17 protein-coding genes are annotated in these 16,519 nt (G+C 70.0%); 9 read left to right on the top strand and 8 right to left on the bottom strand.

The window, feature by feature from the left end:
* On the bottom strand, positions 1-633 hold the full coding sequence (locus ACZ42A_RS32235) for an AIM24 family protein (RefSeq protein WP_468531016.1): 633 nt from the start codon (positions 631-633) through the stop codon (positions 1-3).
* Positions 634-801: 168 nt separating this feature from the next.
* Between ACZ42A_RS32235 and ACZ42A_RS32230 the strand changes: the two genes are divergently transcribed.
* Both ACZ42A_RS32230 and ACZ42A_RS32225 read left to right on the top strand, forming a co-directional pair.
* Entirely contained in the window at positions 802-1,152 is a 351-nt protein-coding gene (locus ACZ42A_RS32230; RefSeq protein WP_468530841.1) for a DUF3817 domain-containing protein, read from the top strand.
* Positions 1,149-1,445 (top strand): MTH1187 family thiamine-binding protein, encoded by a 297-nt coding sequence (locus tag ACZ42A_RS32225; protein WP_468530840.1) that lies wholly within the window; start codon positions 1,149-1,151, stop codon positions 1,443-1,445. Before ACZ42A_RS32230 ends, ACZ42A_RS32225 begins: the two co-directional genes overlap by 4 nt.
* A gap of 7 nt (positions 1,446-1,452) precedes the next feature.
* On the opposite strand, the gene ACZ42A_RS32220 is transcribed toward ACZ42A_RS32225, so the two are convergent.
* Genes ACZ42A_RS32220 through ACZ42A_RS32210 form a run of 3 tightly spaced genes read right to left on the bottom strand, consistent with a single transcriptional unit; the run spans position 1,453 to position 3,532 of the window.
* On the bottom strand, positions 1,453-2,103 hold the full coding sequence (locus ACZ42A_RS32220) for a TetR/AcrR family transcriptional regulator (protein ID WP_468530839.1): 651 nt from the start codon (positions 2,101-2,103) through the stop codon (positions 1,453-1,455).
* Positions 2,100-2,780, bottom strand: a complete 681-nt coding sequence (locus tag ACZ42A_RS32215; RefSeq protein WP_468530838.1) for a DUF4166 domain-containing protein — start codon at positions 2,778-2,780, stop codon at positions 2,100-2,102. The genes ACZ42A_RS32220 and ACZ42A_RS32215 overlap by 4 nt, the downstream gene beginning before the upstream one ends.
* Positions 2,777-3,532: a hypothetical protein gene (locus ACZ42A_RS32210; protein ID WP_468530837.1), complete on the bottom strand. Its 756-nt coding sequence runs from the start codon at positions 3,530-3,532 to the stop codon at positions 2,777-2,779. The genes ACZ42A_RS32215 and ACZ42A_RS32210 overlap by 4 nt, the downstream gene beginning before the upstream one ends.
* Before the next feature lie 164 nt (positions 3,533-3,696).
* Between ACZ42A_RS32210 and ACZ42A_RS32205 the strand changes: the two genes are divergently transcribed.
* From ACZ42A_RS32205 to ACZ42A_RS32195, 3 genes are all read left to right on the top strand, one after another.
* A complete protein-coding gene (locus tag ACZ42A_RS32205) occupies positions 3,697-4,206 on the top strand; it encodes a MarR family winged helix-turn-helix transcriptional regulator (RefSeq protein ID WP_468530836.1) in 510 nt (169 codons plus the stop codon).
* A 43-nt stretch (positions 4,207-4,249) separates the two neighbouring features.
* On the top strand, positions 4,250-4,588 hold the full coding sequence (locus ACZ42A_RS32200) for a DUF3817 domain-containing protein (RefSeq protein ID WP_468530835.1): 339 nt from the start codon (positions 4,250-4,252) through the stop codon (positions 4,586-4,588).
* 73 nt (positions 4,589-4,661) lie between these two features.
* Positions 4,662-6,362, top strand: a complete 1,701-nt coding sequence (locus ACZ42A_RS32195) for an acyl-CoA mutase large subunit family protein (protein ID WP_468530834.1) — start codon at positions 4,662-4,664, stop codon at positions 6,360-6,362.
* A 30-nt stretch (positions 6,363-6,392) separates the two neighbouring features.
* Here the strand turns inward: ACZ42A_RS32195 and ACZ42A_RS32190 are convergent, their stop codons facing one another.
* Complete coding sequence (locus ACZ42A_RS32190; protein WP_468530833.1) at positions 6,393-7,004, bottom strand: TetR/AcrR family transcriptional regulator; 612 nt, start codon at positions 7,002-7,004, stop codon at positions 6,393-6,395.
* A gap of 236 nt (positions 7,005-7,240) precedes the next feature.
* On the opposite strand from ACZ42A_RS32190, the gene ACZ42A_RS32185 reads away from it, so the two are divergent.
* From ACZ42A_RS32185 to ACZ42A_RS32170, 4 genes are all read left to right on the top strand, one after another.
* The gene (locus tag ACZ42A_RS32185) at positions 7,241-8,212 is read left to right on the top strand and encodes a tetratricopeptide repeat protein (RefSeq protein WP_468530832.1); all 972 of its coding nucleotides are present in this window, start codon (positions 7,241-7,243) and stop codon (positions 8,210-8,212) included.
* A 611-nt stretch (positions 8,213-8,823) separates the two neighbouring features.
* A complete protein-coding gene (locus tag ACZ42A_RS32180; protein WP_468530831.1) occupies positions 8,824-9,459 on the top strand; it encodes a DUF6230 family protein in 636 nt (211 codons plus the stop codon).
* A 110-nt stretch (positions 9,460-9,569) separates the two neighbouring features.
* Positions 9,570-10,148, top strand: a complete 579-nt coding sequence (locus tag ACZ42A_RS32175; RefSeq protein WP_468530830.1) for a DUF6114 domain-containing protein — start codon at positions 9,570-9,572, stop codon at positions 10,146-10,148.
* Positions 10,138-11,493: a hypothetical protein gene (locus ACZ42A_RS32170; protein WP_468530829.1), complete on the top strand. Its 1,356-nt coding sequence runs from the start codon at positions 10,138-10,140 to the stop codon at positions 11,491-11,493. Before ACZ42A_RS32175 ends, ACZ42A_RS32170 begins: the two co-directional genes overlap by 11 nt.
* A 107-nt stretch (positions 11,494-11,600) precedes the next feature.
* Here the strand turns inward: ACZ42A_RS32170 and pyk are convergent, their stop codons facing one another.
* The 3 genes from pyk to pta all read right to left on the bottom strand — a co-directional run bounded on the left by pyk (position 11,601) and on the right by pta (position 16,412).
* Positions 11,601-13,031, bottom strand: a complete 1,431-nt coding sequence (gene pyk / locus ACZ42A_RS32165; RefSeq protein ID WP_468530828.1) for a pyruvate kinase — start codon at positions 13,029-13,031, stop codon at positions 11,601-11,603.
* Between the two features lie 73 nt (positions 13,032-13,104).
* Positions 13,105-14,325: an acetate kinase gene (locus tag ACZ42A_RS32160; RefSeq protein WP_468530827.1), complete on the bottom strand. Its 1,221-nt coding sequence runs from the start codon at positions 14,323-14,325 to the stop codon at positions 13,105-13,107.
* Complete coding sequence (pta, locus tag ACZ42A_RS32155) at positions 14,322-16,412, bottom strand: phosphate acetyltransferase (RefSeq protein WP_468530826.1); 2,091 nt, start codon at positions 16,410-16,412, stop codon at positions 14,322-14,324. Before pta ends, ACZ42A_RS32160 begins: the two co-directional genes overlap by 4 nt.
* Positions 16,413-16,519 lie beyond the last annotated feature (107 nt).

Raw genomic sequence — 16,519 nt, 5'->3', positions numbered from 1 at the left:
TCACACGTCCCCCGCGATCGTGTTGCGCTCGCTGGGCTGGACGTAGACCAGCCCGTCCCCCTCGAACCGGATCTGGAAGGCCTCGCCGCCGCCCTCGCCCAGGAAGGTGCGGAAGGTCACACCGGACTGGAAGGACTGCCGCAGATTCCCCTGGTGCGCCACATACGCCCCGGGGTCCACGCTCAGCGGATACTGCGGGCTGACCCGCAGCACCACCGCGGGCCCGTCCGAGGTGATCGCCGCCTGCCCGTGCCCCTCGACCGTGGTCGTGAACAGCCCGTTGCCCTGCGAGGCGCCGCGCAGGCCCGTGAAGCTCGTGCCGGTGCGCAGCCCGCCGTCGGTCGCGAGCAGATTGCTCGACTCCACGTACAGCTTGTCCCCCTGGAGACTCACCAGGTTGATCTCGGACGCCCGGTCGGCGAACCAGCACGTCCCGTGCCCCTTCACCTCCATCACGGTCATCTGCTCTCCGGTGATCCGCCGGGTCACCATCCCCCGGATGCCCTCACCGCCGCCGCTCAGCTTCTTGAAGGCCATCTGCCCGTCGTACGCGACCATCGACCCGTTCTTCGCCCGTACGGCATCCCCGGTCATGTCGACGGCGAGCACCTTGCCGCCCTGAAGTCGGAACATCGCCACGCATGCGACGGTAGCCGCCGGGGGTGTGCGCCGACAGGGCCTCACGGGGGACACCGACCCTGAGCGAACCCCGAGCGGGGCCGTTTGCCACAATGGCGGGACGCTTGTGCCTGCGTTCACAAACCGGCAGGCCGACGACGACTTCCCCACCGAAGGTGACCCGTGGACATCAAGACAGCCTCTGCCATCCGCCGCCTCCGCCTGGTCTCCGTGCCGGAGGGAATCTCCTGGATCATTCTCGCGGCCTGCACGATCATCAAGTACACGGTCGCGTCCGGCTTCGACGTCGCCCCGGTGCTCGGCCCGATCCACGGCGTGCTGTTCGTCCTGTACGTGCTCTTCTGGCTGGACGCCTGGAACCGCACCAAGTGGGACGTGAAGACGGGAGCCCTCTACTTCGCGTACTCGATCATCCCCGGCGGTGGCTTCATCGCCGAGCGCAAGCTCCGCCGCGAGGCCGAGGACGCGGTCATCGCCGCCCGCGCCCGTAAGGAAGGGATCGTCAACGCATGATCGTCGCCTTCTCCGTGACGCCGCTGGGCGTCGGCGAGGACGTGGGGGAGTACGTCGCCGACGCCGTCCGGGTGGTCCGCGAGTCCGGGCTGCCCCACCGCACCGACGCGATGTTCACCTCGATCGAGGGTGAGTGGGACGAGGTCATGGACGTGGTGAAGCGGGCCGTGGCCGCGGTGGAGGCGCGGGCGCCCCGCGTGTCCCTGGTGCTCAAGGCGGACATCCGGCCCGGGGTGACGGACGGCCTCACCTCCAAGGTGGAGACCGTGGAACGGCACCTGGCCGCCGAGTAGGCGGAGCTCAGCGACGGGCCGTGCGGCGCAGATGGTGCCGTACGGCCCGCTGGGCCACCGGACCCAGTTCCTCCAGCGCGGCCACCAGCACCCCGAGCTGCTCCAGCGCGTCCAGCGCCGAGGCCGCCCCGCGGCCGTCCACCCCTTCGTACAGCTCGATTCCCACGAACGACGCCGCGACCGCCCGCGCCAGCCCCGCCGGGTCCGTGAACTCGCCGAACGGCGTCCCCCCGAGGACCCGGACGAGCACCCTCTCTATCTCGTCGATCCACAGCTGGAGCCCGCCCGCCGTGGCGGGGCCGAGGGTGGCGTGGGTCTGGGCGCCGGCGAGGAGCTGGCCGAGGAGGGCGACATGGCCGCCGGCCCGCTCCTCCTCGTGGATCGCGCGGCCCACCGCGAGCAGCTCGGAGAGGGACGTGACCTCGGCGAGCCGGGCCCGGTAGCGGGAGACCGCCTGTTCCGCGCCGTACCGGCAGGCCGCCGCGAGCAGTTCGTCGACCGAGCCGAAGTGGTAGAACACGAGCGCCTGGTTGACGCCGGCCGCCGCCGCGACCGTACGGGCCGAGGTCTTCGCGATGCCCTGCTCGGTGAGGGTGCGCAGCGCGCCCTCCAGGAGCTTGGTCTTGGTCTCCTGCGCCTTGGCGGTCTCGGGGCTCATGCGCGGGACTCCTCGCGGACGGGGCGCAGCCCGGGCCGCACGCCGCAGCGCCGGATGTCGGTGTACGTCGCCGTGAAGGTGCCCTCGTAGCCGAAGAGGGGGCCGAAGTGGTCGTTGACGACGCGGACCCGGATACGGAACGAGCCTGTGCGGTCGTCGAAGGACTCGCGCACCTCCGCCGTCGCCCCGATCAGACCAGGCACGCGGACGTCCACCGGCCCCTCCCGGAAGCGGTGCTCGCCCGAGCGGATCAGCAGGGAGCCGTCGGGCTCGGCGCTGAGGTGCAGCTCGCTGGCGAGGTGCTGGTGGGTGCCGAGGTAGTCGAGGACGCGGTCGCCCTTGGGGCTCAGCACCATCTGGGCGTCGAAGCGGCGAGGGCGGCCGGGCAGCCGGAAGGTGCGCACGAAGCTCACCGTCTCACGGCCGAAGGTGTCGGCGTACGGGACGTTCTCGATGGTGAAGGGCACGTTCCGGCCGGTGCGCGGGACCAGGATGTTGCGGGTGGCGCCCAGGGCCAGGAACGGTTTGACGAAGGCACCGCCGTGCCAGATCCGGCTCATGACGCCCCGGCCCGTGCAGGCCTCGCCGCTCGCCAGGCCGACGGAGAAGCGGCGCTGCAGCTCCGGGTGGAGGCGGTCGAAGTCGGCGCCCAGCACCGTACGGAAGATCGAGGTCATCGCGGGTTCTCCAGGGTGCGCAGCAGACGGGGCGCACGCGCGCGCGTGGGCGGGGTGCGCAGGCAGCGGCGGGCGGCCGGGGTGCAGGACAGGGGCTCCTTGAAGAGGGCCAGGCAGATGGCGACGGCGAGGAGGAGGGGGCAGAGGTACGCGGTCGAGGCCGCGAACGGGCCCAGCAGGCGCAGGGCGGAGCCGTGGCCGCTCAGGCAGGTCACCGCGACGGTGATGACCAGCGCGCGGACGGCCAGCTCGGCCAGCCAGTTGCGGAGCGCGCGTTCCGGGCTGATGCCCCGCTCCAGCCACAGGCGGAGCCGGTCGAAGGACCAGGCCGTGGCCCAGCCCATGAGGGGCCGGAAGACGTAGCGGTCGGCGAGCGCGCCGAAGGCGCCCCAGCGGGGCCGGTAGTCGTAGCCGGTGAGAAAGCGGATGCCGTCCCCGTCCGGCACGTACCGCCAGTAGCCGCTGCCCTCGGCGAGCAGGGAGAGCGGATGCGGGGAGGAGAAGCGCAGGGCGGAGGTGCGGGTGCCGTCGGGACGCTCCCGCTCGCCGGCCGAGACGCCGGTGCCGGCGATCGTCAGGAGGGGCAGCACCCGGGTGGCGTACCGGAAATGCTGCGGCTCGCCCTCCGCGCGCGGGAGGTAGGCGATCTCGGTGAAGCGGAGGTCCCAGCGCTGGTGCTGGGACGGCTCCTGGGTGCGGGCCCAGAGCTCGTCGAGGTCGGTTCTGATCCGGGCCTCTATGTAGAGCCCCATGCGAATCCCCCAGTTCGTCAGAGATTTGAGCGTCTGCTCAAATGCCAGGACAGGACGGTAGCACTGATTTGAGCGAACGCTCAAAGAGAGGGGGCGAAGAGGGTGGGGACCGAAAGACGAGACAGGGCTGACCGGCATATGACCGGCGGGTAAGGTCTGATGACGTGCCGAAGCCGCTCAGCCTTCCTTTCGATCCCATCGCCCGCGCCGACGAACTCTGGAAGCAGCGCTGGGGGAACGTGCCGTCCATGGCCGCGATCACCTCGATCATGCGGGCACACCAGATCCTGCTCGCCGAGGTCGACGCGGTGGTCAAGCCGTACGGCCTGACCTTCGCGCGCTACGAGGCGCTGGTGCTGCTCACCTTCTCCAAGGCCGGCGAGCTGCCGATGTCCAAGATCGGCGAACGGCTCATGGTCCACCCCACGTCCGTGACCAACACCGTGGACCGCCTGGTGAAGTCCGGCCTGGTCGACAAGCGCCCCAACCCCAACGACGGCCGCGGCACCCTCGCCTCCATCACCGACAAGGGCCGCGAGGTGGTCGACGCCGCCACCCGCGACCTCATGGCCATGGACTTCGGCCTCGGCGTGTACGACGCCGAGGAGTGCGCGGAGATCTTCGCGATGCTGCGGCCGTTGCGGGTGGCGGCCCACGATTTCGAAGAGGACTGACCCGGGCCAAGATCTCCCGGAACGGGTGGTTACGCTCGTACGCATGAAAAAAAGCGTGCTGACGCGCTACCGCGTCATGGCCTACGTCACCGGCGTGCTGCTCGTCCTGCTGACCTTCGGCATGATCGGCAAGTACGCGCTCAAGAGCGACGGCGCGGCGGACTTCACCCAGGTCGTCAGCATCGCGCACGGCTGGCTGTACGTGGTCTACCTGATCTTCGCGTTCGACCTGGGCTCCAAGGCGAAGTGGCGGATCGGCAAGCAGGCGTGGGTGCTGCTCGCCGGGACCATCCCCACCGCCGCCTTCTTCGTGGAGCGCAAGATCAGCCGCGAGCTGGAGGCCAAGGTCGCCGAGGGCTCGCCGGCGGTCGCCAAGGCGTAAGCGGACAGCCGTACGGATGAGTACGGCTGTCAGCCATCGACATTTACTAGGACGTCCTAGTAAATTCGAAGGTATGGACGCTGACGCCATCGAGGAGGGCCGCCGACGCTGGCAGGCCCGGTACGACGCCGCGCGCACGCGGGACGCGGACTTCACGACGCTCTCCGGTGACCCCGTGGAGCCTGTGTACGGGCCCCGACCGGGGGACATCTATGAGGGCTTCGAGCGGATCGGGTGGCCGGGGGAGTATCCGTTCACCCGCGGGCTGTATCCGACCGGCTACCGGGGGCGTACGTGGACCATCCGGCAGTTCGCCGGGTTCGGGAACGCCGAGCAGACCAATGAGCGGTACAAGATGATCCTCGCCGCCGGCGGTGGCGGGCTGTCCGTGGCCTTCGACATGCCGACACTCATGGGCCGCGACTCCGACGACCCGCGCTCGCTGGGCGAGGTCGGGCACTGCGGGGTGGCGATCGACTCGGCGGCCGACATGGACGTCCTGTTCCAGGACATCCCGCTCGGGGACGTCACCACCTCGATGACCATCAGCGGGCCCGCCGTGCCCGTCTTCTGCATGTACCTGGTCGCCGCCGAGCGGCAGGGCGTGGACATCTCGCGGCTCAACGGCACGCTGCAGACGGACATCTTCAAGGAGTACATCGCCCAGAAGGAGTGGCTCTTCCAGCCGGAGCCCCATCTGCGGCTCATCGGCGACCTGATGGAGTACACCAGCGCCAACATCCCCGCCTACAAGCCGCTGTCCGTCTCCGGCTACCACATCCGCGAGGCGGGTGCCACGGCCGCGCAGGAGCTGGCGTACACGCTGGCCGACGGGTTCGGCTACGTCGAGCTGGGGCTCAGCCGTGGGCTGGATGTGGATGTCTTCGCGCCCGGCCTCTCCTTCTTCTTCGACGCGCACGTCGACTTCTTCGAGGAGATCGCCAAGTTCCGCGCCGCCCGCCGGATCTGGGCGCGCTGGATGCGCGACGTGTACGGGGCCAAGAGCGAGAAGGCGCAGTGGCTGCGCTTCCACACCCAGACCGCCGGCGTCTCGCTGACCGCGCAGCAGCCGTACAACAACGTCGTGCGTACGGCCGTGGAGGCGCTCGCCGCGGTGCTCGGCGGGACCAACTCGCTGCACACCAACGCCCTGGACGAGACCCTCGCGCTGCCGAGCGAGCAGGCCGCGGAGATCGCGCTGCGCACGCAGCAGGTGCTGATGGAGGAGACCGGCGTCGCCAACGTCGCCGATCCGCTGGGCGGTTCGTGGTACGTCGAGCAGCTCACCGACCGGATCGAGGCGGACGCCGAGAAGATCTTCGACCGGATCAAGGAGCGCGGGCTGCGGGCGCATCCCGACGGGCGGCACCCGATCGGGCCGATGACGTCCGGGATTCTGCGCGGCATAGAGGACGGGTGGTTCACCGGGGAGATCGCCGAGTCCGCGTTCCGCTACCAGCAGGCTTTGGAGAAAGGTGACAAGAAGGTGGTGGGCGTGAACGCCCATACCGGGTCGGTCACCGGGGATCTGGAGATCCTGCGGGTCAGCCATGAGGTGGAGCGGGAGCAGGTGCGGGTGCTCGGTGCGCGGCGGGGTGAGCGGGATGAGGCCGCGGTGCGTTCCGCGCTGGACGGGATGCTCGCCGCCGCGCGGGACGGTTCCAACATGATCGAGCCGATGCTGGAGGCGGTTCGGGCGGAGGCCACGTTGGGGGAGATTTGCGGGGTGCTGCGGGATGAGTGGGGGGTGTACACCGAGCCTGCCGGGTTCTGACGTGCCCGGTGCTCCCGGTTTGCGCCGACGCTAAGCCGACAGGCCCTGCAACAGCAGGCGCGTGAAGCTGTGTACCCACTGTTCGTCCACCGGCTCCGCGCTGATCAATTCGCGGTGGACCACCGCGCCTGCCACCACGTCGAAGATGAGGTCCGCTGTGCGAGCTGCCTCCTCGGGGTCCGTCTCGGGGGGCAGCTCGCCGCGTTCCTGGGCTCGGGCGCGGCCCTCCAGGACCAGGCGTTTCTGGCGGTCGACGATGGAGGCGCGGATGCGTTCGCGCAGGGCGGCGTCGCGGGTGGATTCGGCCAGGACCGCCATCAGGCCGCTTTTCGCCTCCGGTCGCGCCAGGATGGCGGCGAACTGGAAGACCACGCCCTCGATGTCGGCGGCGAGGGTGCCGCGGTCGGGGAGGCGGAGTTCGTCGAAGAGTTCGGCGACCGCGTCGACGACGAGTTCGTTCTTGCCCGCCCAGCGGCGGTAGAGCGTCGTTTTCGCAACCCCGGCGCGTGTCGCGACGTCTCCCAGGGTGAGTTTCGACCAGCCGAGTTCCACCAGGGCCGCCCGGGTCGCGGCCAGGATGGCGGCGTCGGCGGCGGCGCTGCGCGGACGTCCGGCGCGGCCGGCGGGGGAGCGGCTCTGCATGGCTTCGACCATATCCGGACGGCGGTCGGCGGCCCGTCCGTGCAGCAGTGAGCGAGATCACCGGTCCGGGGTGCCGGGAAGGGCTTGCGTGGCATTACGCTACGACTCGTAGCGAAAGCTCGTGAGCGGCACACACGGGCGACGACCACATGGCGTGGGGTGGGGACCCGGCGCCGACATGCACACGCGTGCACATCGCTTTTCACACACGCGCGGGAACGGGGGAGGATAGACGCATGCAGCCACGGAACATGTCCATGAGCGGCGTCGTCGACCTCGCCGCGGTCAAGGCGGCCCAGGAGGCCAAGGCGAAGGCGGAGCAGGCGCGCGCCCAAGCGGCCCGCCAGGGCGGGGGCGGGGCCGTCTCCCCGGCCGATCTCGTCATCGACGTCGACGAGGCCACCTTCGAGCGCGACGTCCTCCAGCGCTCCACCGAAGTCCCGGTCGTCATCGACTTCTGGGCCGAGTGGTGCCAGCCCTGTAAGCAGCTCAGCCCGGTGCTCGAGCGGCTCGCCGTCGAGTACAACGGGCGGTTCCTCCTCGCCAAGATCGACGTCGACGCCAACCAGATGCTGATGCAGCAGTTCGGGATCCAGGGGATCCCGGCCGTCTTCGCGGTCGTCGCGGGGCAGGCGCTGCCGCTCTTCCAGGGGGCCGCCGGAGAGACGCAGATCCGGGAGACCCTCGACCAGCTGGTCACCGTCGCGGAGCAGCGCTTCGGCCTGACCGGTCTCACCGTCGACCCGGAGGCCGAGCCGGGCGCGGCCCAGCCGCCCGCGCAGCCGGTCGGCCCGCACGAGGCGGCGCTGAACGCCGCCGCGCAGGCACTCGACGCGGGTGACCTGGGCGGCGCCATCCAGGCGTACAAGAACGTGCTCGCCGACGACCCGGCCAACCCGGAGGCCAAACTGGGGCTCGCGCAGGCCGAGTTGCTCCAGCGCGTGCAGGGGCTCGATCCGCAGCAGGTGCGCAAGGAGGCCGCCGAGAAGCCGGCCGACGTGCAGGCGCAGATCGCCGCGGCCGACCTGGATCTGGTCGGCGGGCATGTCGAGGACGCGTTCGGGCGGCTCATCGACACCGTCGGGCGCACGGTCGGCGACGACCGGGACACCGTACGGCTGCGGCTGCTGGAGCTGTTCGAGGTCGTCGGGGCCGACGACCCGCGGGTGACCGGGGCCCGCAGGGCACTGGCGCGCGCTCTGTTCTAGCCGTTTTCCAGCCGTGTTCCGGGAGGGGCACGGCTGCCGTCGTGGCACCGATGCGGCCGCGCTTTGCCAAATCTTGGTAAACGCGGCCGCTGTTACTGCCAGTAAGTCACCGGCGTGGTTCTGTCGGATTCCGTCCCGGCATTCCTCCTTTGTCACCCCCCTTGAAGCCACCCAGCGTCGCCGAGCGAGACCGAGGGGTCGTTGTTCGGTTATCCGGCCGTTACTAGTGAGTAACGAACCCCCTTGTGCGGGCGGCGAGAATGCACCACGATCGGCGACGCTCGGTCCGTTCCCGCACCCCGACAGCCGGTTGGGTCGCGGGATTTCCTGGGTCCCCACCGAGCAGAGCCGATCGTCTGTGGCGCCGGCTCTTGGACAGGGGGGTCTTCGCCAGCGGGCGAAGCCTGTCCGGCAGGGTTGTGCGTGATGCGTGTCAGGCGCGACCAGTGGTTGTCGCTCGGGGGTGATCGCCGGTGATTCGGGCGCGGTACGCGCCGCCGAGCGCGGGCGCTCTCCTTCCCGAGGACGTAGCACTTCTCCCATCCCTGCCCGGCTGAGCCGCCGAAGGGGGCCAGTCAGGTCAGGAGATGTACGTCCGAGAAGGAGGAAATATGGAGTCCCAGGTGCGTGGTGGGACCAGATGGAAGCGGTTCGCCGTGGTCATGGTGCCCAGCGTGGCCGCCACGGCGGCGATAGGCGTCGCCCTCGCGCAGGGTGCTCTCGCCGCGTCGTTCAGCGTTTCCGGACAGTCGTTCAAGGTCACGACCGAGCGTCTCGACGGCACGGGCTTCGTGCAGTACGGCGCTCTCGACGAGGGCTACACGATGGACGGCAAGAAGACGGTTCACCCCGTCGCCGTCTCGGCGTTCAAGTCCGCGACCATCAAGAGCCTGTGCCAGTCGGTCGTCACCCCGAACATCCCGGTGCTCGGCAACGTCAGCCTGATCCTGCGGGCGGGCCAGGGTGACACCCCGGTCAAGGCCGAGAACCTGTACATCGACGTCGCCGAGCTGGAAGGCGACGCCGTCTTCCGCGGTATCGACATCGGTGTGGCCGCCAAGGACGCCGCCAAGGGTCCGGGCATGAAGGGCGGCAAGGAGCAGTCGAACCCGTACGGCTTCGCCCAGCAGGCCGACTCGGTCACCCTCACCGACGTGAAGCAGACGGCGTGGGCGACCACCGCCGGAACCTTCAAGCTCAGCGGCCTGAAGATGTCGCTGTCGACGGGTGTCAAGGAGTGCTACTAAGCACTCGCTGACGGGCGGGGGAGCCGGTGGCATCCCCGCCCGTCATCTCTCCGACTCTGCATTCGCAGTACCACTCACCACGGCAACGCCGTTCCAGGGAGCTGTTTTCCATGAGCGCCGAGACTCCTGCCGCGCCCGGCAACGACGAGCACTACCTCCGGGTCTTTCGGCGGAACTTCCGCGCCTGGCGGGGCACCCGGCCGTTCTGGGCCGGCCTGTTCGTCATGCTCGGCGGACTCCCCATCGCCTACTTCCCGTACGCAAACCTCCGGCTCGGCCATCTGACGCTGGCGATGGCCACCACCGCGGGTGCCGGGTCCCTGATCATCGGCGTACTCCTCGTCGTCCTGGGCATCAGCCTCTGGTTCCAGAAGCACGTCCGGGTCTTCGCGGGCGTCGCGGCGATCCTGCTCGCGCTGGTGTCCATCCCCGTCTCCAACCTCGGCGGCTTCCTCATCGGCTTCCTGTTCGCCCTCATCGGCGGCGCGATGGCGGTGTCCTGGGCCGAGGACGCCCCGCCCGCGCCGGGGCCGGCGGACGTCAAGGGAGCGGACGCCGCCCCCGAGGGCACGGCCATGCGGGCCCCGGTCACGGACACGATCGCGGGCGTGGACACGGTGGGTGCAACCGACGATCTGTCAGGAACGAGCCCCGGCAACGAGGCGAACGGGAGGCACAGTGCCGGCTGACGAGGTGACCCACGGGGCTGATGTGGACGAGTCCCGTGTGAGAACCGGGCCGCGCCACGCGGCTCCCAAGAAGCCGCTGTTCACCAGGTTCCACATGCCGGCCGGCAAGGCGATAGCCCTGGCGGCGATGCCCACCGCGGTCCTGATGGGGATGGGGTTCACTCCGAAGCTCGCCCTCGCCGAGGACCAGCAGCCGGCGTCGCGCAGCCTGACGGCCGACGAGTACAAGGAGTGCGTGGCGGCCCTGGAGGACGCCGAGAAGGGCGACTCCGCCACGGCCACGCCGTCGCCGTCCGCTTCCGCGAGCGAGAGCCCGTCGGACGGCGGCGCCGAGCCGAGCCCGTCGGCGACGTCCGGCTCCGGCGACTCCGGTTCCGGCTCCGGTGACGCGGACTCGGGTGAGGGTTCTTCGGCGGATTCAGGTTCCGCCGACGAGGCCGAGCCCACGCCGTCCGCCTCCGCCGAGGCGCCGGCGACCACGGAGCCGCAGAGCGCGCCCACGCCGTCTCCGTCCGAGTCGCCGAAGGGCGTCCTGGAGACCATCGGCGACGGCGTCACCGGTGTCGTGGACGGGGTCGTCGACGGCATCACCGGCGGCGGCGCCGAGGCGAGCCCGAGTCCCTCGCCGTCCCCGTCCGCCTCGGCGAGCCCGAGCCCGAGCGCGGGTGAGGGCTCCGGAAGCGGCGACGCCGACGGCAAGGACCCGGTCAAGGACACCACCGACCAGGCCACCGACCCGGTCGAGGACGCCGTCGAGGGCGCCGGGGACACCGCCTCCGAGGCGGCCGGAGAGGCCGCCGAGGGCGCGGAGGGCGCCGGGGAGGCCACCGCCACCCCGTCGCCGTCGGCGAGCCCGAGCACGGACGTGGACGACTGCCCGGTCGCCACCGACGCGGAGGGCGGTGTCGACAACCCGGTGCCGCTGCCCGACGACCCCTGGTTCCTGGACGCCAGCTCGCTGACGCTGAAGGGCGCCGACTACCAGGGCATCGTCGAGGTGCGCACCGCCAACGGCACGGTCAAGAAGGTGCTGAAGTACGTCATATCCGACGGCACCGACATAGGTGACCTGCACCAGACGGTGAAGGACGACCTGACCGGCAAGACGTACCACGTGCAGGCGGCCAAGGGCTCGACGTCGACCATCCGCGACGGCGAGACGATCATGTACACCGAGCGCATCTCCGGCAATCTGCTGGGGCTGATACCGGTGACGTTCGACCCGGAGCACCCGCCGCCGCTGAACATCCCGCTCATCTACTTCACGAAGGTGAAGGTGCAGCAGGCCGGCCAGTTCGGCGGCACGCTGCACGTGCCCGGGCTGCATCAGTACGTCACCGACTGATCGCCCCCGCAAGCCGGTTCGGGAGCCGCGAAAGCACCGAGGGCCGCCCCCTGTCACAGGGGGCGGCCCTCGGTGTCGTACAGGAGACCGTCGTACGACGGACGGCGTCAGTCGCGGCCGCCCTCGCCCAGGTGGTGCACCCGGACCATGTTGGTGGTGCCGGGGACGCCGGGGGGCGAGCCGGCGGTGATGACCATGATGTCGCCCGGGTTGAAGCGGTTGAGCTTCATGACCTCCTGGTCCACCAGGTCCACCATCTCGTCGGTGCTGTTCACGAACGGCACGACGTTGGGCTCCACGCCCCAGCTGAGCGCCAGCTGGTTGCGGGTGGACTCGTCGGTGGTGAAGGCCAGGATCGGCTGGGACGCGCGGTAGCGGGAGAGCCGGCGGGCGGTGTCACCGGACTTGGTGAAGGCCACCAGGCCCTTGCCGCCGAGGAAGTCGGCGATCTCGCAGGCGGCACGGGCCACCGAACCGCCCTGGGTGCGCGGCTTCTTGCCCGGGACCAGCGGCTGCAGGCCCTTGGCCAGCAGCTCCTCCTCGGCCGCCATGACGATCTTCGACATCGTCTTGACGGTCTCGATCGGGTACGCGCCCACGCTGGACTCGGCGGAGAGCATGACCGCGTCGGCGCCGTCCAGGATCGCGTTGGCCACGTCGGAGGCCTCGGCGCGGGTCGGCCGGGAGTTGGTGATCATCGACTCCATCATCTGGGTCGCCACGATCACCGGCTTGGCGTTGCGGCGGCACAGCTCGATGAGCCGCTTCTGCACCATGGGGACCTTCTCGAGCGGATACTCGACGGCCAGGTCGCCGCGCGCGACCATCACACCGTCGAACGCCATCACGACGTCCTCCATGTTGGCCACCGCCTGCGGCTTCTCCACCTTGGCGATGACCGGGACCCGGCGGCCCTCCTCCTCCATGATCTTCCGGACGTCGTGCACGTCGTTGGCGTCCCGGACGAAGGAGAGGGCGACCAGGTCGCAGCCCATGCGCAGCGCGAACCGCAGGTCCTCGACGTCCTTCTCGGACAGCGCGGGCACGTTGACGGCCGCGCCGGGCAGGTTGATGCCCTTGTGGTCGGAGATGACGCCGCCCTCGATGACGATCGTCTTCACCCGGGAGCCGTCGACCTCGGTGACCTTCAGCTCGACGTTGCCGTCGTTGATCAGGATCGGGTCGCCCTTGGCCACGTCGCCGGTCAGACCCTTGTAGGTCGTGCCGCAGATCGTCTTGTCGCCCGGGACGTCCTCGGTGGTGATGGTGAACTCGTCACCGCGCACCAGCTCGACCGGGCCCTCGGCGAAGGTCGCGAGGCGGATCTTCGGGCCCTGGAGGTCGGCGAGCACACCGATGGCCCGGCCGGTCTCCTTGGCGGCGGCCCGGAGACGGTCGTACCGCCCCTGGTGCTCGGCGTGGGTGCCGTGGCTGAAGTTGAAGCGGGCCACGTTCATGCCGGCTTCGATCAGCGCGACCAGTTGCTCATGGGAGTCGACCGCGGGGCCGAGAGTACAGACGATTTTCGAACGGCGCATGGGGCGATCCTATCGGTTTGTTTCGCTGCGGAATATTCCGGCTGGCGGAAAATACAAAAGGGCGGGATGCCGCTCAAGTGAGATTCGATGAGGCATTTACCAGCGCGTACGTCTGAGTGGCTATCTCCAGTTCCTCGTCGGTCGGCACCACGGCCACCGCGACCCGTGCGTCCTCGGGCGAGATCAGCCGCGGTTCGCCGCTGCGCACGGCGTTCCGCTCGCCGTCGACCGCCAGACCCAGCTCCTCCAGGCCCGCCACGGCGGCCTCCCGCACGGGCGCCGCGTTCTCGCCGACCCCGGCGGTGAAGGCGACCGCGTCCACCTTGCCGAGCACGGCGTAATAGGCGCCGATGTACTTCTTCAAGCGGTGAATGTAGATGTCGAAGGCGAGTTGCGCCTGTTCGTCGCCCTCGTCCACCCGCCGGCGGATCTCCCGCATGTCGTTGTCGCCGCACAGCCCGATCAGCCCGCTCTTCTTGTTGAGAAGAGTGTCGATCTCATCCGTGGACATTCCGCCAACACGCATCAAATGGAAGATGACGGCCGGATCCAGGTCGCCGGAGCGGGTACCCATCACCAGCCCCTCCAAAGGCGTCAGACCCATCGAGGTGTCCACGCACCGGCCGCCCCGGACGGCGGAGGCGGACGCCCCGTTGCCCAGGTGCAGCACGATGACGTTCACCTCTTCGGGGGCCTTGCCCAGCAGCTCGGCGGTCGCCCGGGAGACGTAGGCGTGCGAGGTGCCGTGGAAGCCGTACCGGCGGATCCGGTGCTTGTCGGCGGTCTCGACGTCGATCGCGTAGCGGGCGGCCGACTCCGGCATCGTCGTGTGGAACGCGGTGTCGAACACGGCGACCTGCGGCAGGTCCGGCCGCAGCGCCATCGCCGTACGGATACCGGTCAGGTTGGCGGGGTTGTGCAGCGGGGCGACCGGGATCAGCCGCTCGATCTCGGCGAGCACGGTGTCGTCGATGACCGTCGGCTCGGTGAAGTGCTTGCCGCCGTGCACCACGCGGTGGCCTATCGCGGCCAGCTCGGGGGAGTCCAGGCCCAGGCCGTCCTGCGCGAGCTGCTCGGAGACGGCCTTGAGGGCGGCCTCGTGGTCGGCGATGGCACCCGTCCACTCCCGGCTCTCGCCGCCGCCGTGCAGCGGGGTGTGCTTGAGGCGGGAGGTCTCCTCACCGATGCGCTCGACGAGGCCCACCGCCAGCCGGCTGCTGTCGCGCATGTCGAGCAGCTGGTACTTCACCGACGAGGAGCCGGAGTTGAGGACGAGGACACGGGAGGAGCTCACTGCTGGGTTGCCTTCTCGATCGGGGACTGGGCCTGGATCGCCGTGATGGCGACGGTGTTGACGATGTCCTGGACGAGCGCGCCCCGGGACAGGTCGTTGACGGGCTTGCGCAGACCCTGCAGCACCGGGCCGACGGCGATCGCCCCGGCCGAGCGCTGCACGGCCTTGTAGGTGTTGTTACCTGTATTGAGGTCCGGGAAGATCAGAACCGTTGCCTGCCCGGCGACCTCGGATCCCGGCAGCTTGGTCGCGGCGACGGACGGCTCGACGGCGGCGTCGTACTGGATCGGCCCCTCGATCTTGAGATCGGGCCGGCGCGAGCGCACCAGCTCGGTGGCCTCGCGCACCTTGTCGACGTCCGCGCCGGAGCCGGACGTACCGGTGGAGTACGACAGCATCGCGATCCGCGGCTCCACCCCGAACCGGGCGGCCGTGGTCGCCGACTGGATGGCGATGTCGGCGAGCTGCTCGGCGTTGGGGTCCGGGTTGACCGCGCAGTCGCCGTAGACGAGCACCTTGTCGGCGAGGCACATGAAGAAGACCGAGGAGACGATCGAGGCGTCCGGCTTGGTCTTGATGATCTCGAAGGCCGGACGGATGGTGGCCGCCGTGGAGTGCACGGACCCCGACACCATGCCGTCGGCGAGACCCTCCTCGACCATCAGGGTGCCGAAGTAGTTCACGTCGGAGACCACGTCGTACGCCAGCTCCACGGTGACGCCCTTGTGGGCGCGCAGCCCCGCGTACAGCTCGGCGAAGGAGTCCCGCAGCTCCGAGGTCGCCGGGTCGATCAGCTGCGAGTCGCCGAGGTCGATGCCGAGGTCGGCGGCCTTCTTGCGGATCTGGTCGACCGGCCCCAGCAGGGTCAGATCGCAGACACCTCGCCGCAGCAGCACCTCGGCCGCGTGCAGCACGCGCTCCTCGGTGCCCTCCGGCAGCACGACCCGGCGCCGGTTCGACCGGGCCGTCTCCAGCAGCTGGTGTTCGAACATCATCGGGGTGACGCGGTCGCTGCTCGGCGCGGAGACCCGCTTGTTCAGGTCGGCGGTGTCGACGTACCGCTCGAACAGGCCGAGCGCGGTCTCCGCCTTGCGCGGGGTGGCCGCGTTCAGCTTGCCCTCCATGGAGAACAGCTGTTCGGCGGTGGGGAAGCTGTTGCCGGACACCGAGAGCACCGGGGTGCCCGGGGCGAGGCGGGCGGCGAGGGTGAGGACGTCGTCGCTGGGCACCTCGTCGAGGGTGAGCAGGACGCCCGCTATCGGCGGGGTGCCGGCGCTGTGCGCGGCCAGCGAGCCGACCACCAGGTCGGCCCGGTCGCCGGGGGTCACCACCAGGCAGCCCGGGGTCAGGGCGCCCAGGAAGTTCGGCAGCATGGCGCCGCCGAAGATGAAGTTCAGCGCGTCCCGGGCGAGGCCGGAGTCGTCGCCGAGCAGCACCTTTGCGCCGAGCGCGTGGGCGATCTGGGAGACGGTCGGCGCGGACAGGGCGGGCTCGTCGGGGAGCACGTAGCAGGGCACCGGCAGCCGGTCGGCCAGCCGCTCGGCGATCTCGTCGCGGTCCTCGCGGGCCACCCGGTTGGTCACCATGGCGAGCACGTCGCAGCCCAGGCCGTCGTACGCCCGGTAGGCGTTCCGCGTCTCGGCCAGCACCGACTCCGCGGTCTGCTTGCGGCCGCCCACGACCGGGATCACGGACGCGCCGAACTCGTTGGCGAGCCGGGCGTTGAGAGCCAGCTCGTCGGGGAACTGGGTGTCGGCGTAGTCGGTGCCCAGGACGAGGACGACGTCGTAGTCCCGCGCGACGAGATGGAACCGTTCGACGAGGACGGCGACCAGCTCGTCCGCGCCCCGTTCGGCCTGCAGCGCGGAGGCCTCCTGGTAGTCCATGCCGTAGACGGTCGCCGGGTCCTGCGACAGCCGGTAGCGGGCGCGCAGCAGCTCGAACAGACGGTCGGGCCCGTCGTGGACGAGAGGGCGGAAGACACCCACCCGGTCGACCTGCCGGGTCAGGAGTTCCATGACCCCCAGCTCGACGACCTGGCGGCCGTCGCCGCGGTCGATACCGGTCACGTACACGCTGCGCGTCACGCGTGCTCTCCGTTTCGTCTCGAGTGGGATTCGTCTCGGGCGGGGTACAAAAATCGCCCACCAAGGTGAGCAGAACCCTCTTGACAATACCTCTGGCGATGGATAAG

This window comes from Streptomyces sp. NPDC030838 (assembly GCF_055572035.1).
The sequence above is the reverse complement of the archived record's forward strand: the minus strand, read 5'-3'. Positions and strand labels throughout refer to the sequence as shown.

Coding starts and splice junctions, on each gene's coding strand:
- ACZ42A_RS32220 (WP_468530839.1), bottom strand. CDS start 2,103: ATGAGCCCCGAGACCGCCAAGGCGCAGGAGACCAAGACCAAGCTCCTG.
- pyk (WP_468530828.1), bottom strand. CDS start 13,031: ATGCGCCGTTCGAAAATCGTCTGTACTCTCGGCCCCGCGGTCGACTCC.
- ACZ42A_RS32215 (WP_468530838.1), bottom strand. CDS start 2,780: ATGACCTCGATCTTCCGTACGGTGCTGGGCGCCGACTTCGACCGCCTC.
- ACZ42A_RS32210 (WP_468530837.1), bottom strand. CDS start 3,532: ATGGGGCTCTACATAGAGGCCCGGATCAGAACCGACCTCGACGAGCTC.
- ACZ42A_RS32175 (WP_468530830.1), top strand. CDS start 9,570: ATGAGCGCCGAGACTCCTGCCGCGCCCGGCAACGACGAGCACTACCTC.
- ACZ42A_RS32185 (WP_468530832.1), top strand. CDS start 7,241: ATGCAGCCACGGAACATGTCCATGAGCGGCGTCGTCGACCTCGCCGCG.
- ACZ42A_RS32225 (WP_468530840.1), top strand. CDS start 1,149: ATGATCGTCGCCTTCTCCGTGACGCCGCTGGGCGTCGGCGAGGACGTG.
- ACZ42A_RS32200 (WP_468530835.1), top strand. CDS start 4,250: ATGAAAAAAAGCGTGCTGACGCGCTACCGCGTCATGGCCTACGTCACC.
- ACZ42A_RS32235 (WP_468531016.1), bottom strand. CDS start 633: ATGTTCCGACTTCAGGGCGGCAAGGTGCTCGCCGTCGACATGACCGGG.
- ACZ42A_RS32190 (WP_468530833.1), bottom strand. CDS start 7,004: ATGCAGAGCCGCTCCCCCGCCGGCCGCGCCGGACGTCCGCGCAGCGCC.
- ACZ42A_RS32180 (WP_468530831.1), top strand. CDS start 8,824: ATGGAGTCCCAGGTGCGTGGTGGGACCAGATGGAAGCGGTTCGCCGTG.
- ACZ42A_RS32195 (WP_468530834.1), top strand. CDS start 4,662: ATGGACGCTGACGCCATCGAGGAGGGCCGCCGACGCTGGCAGGCCCGG.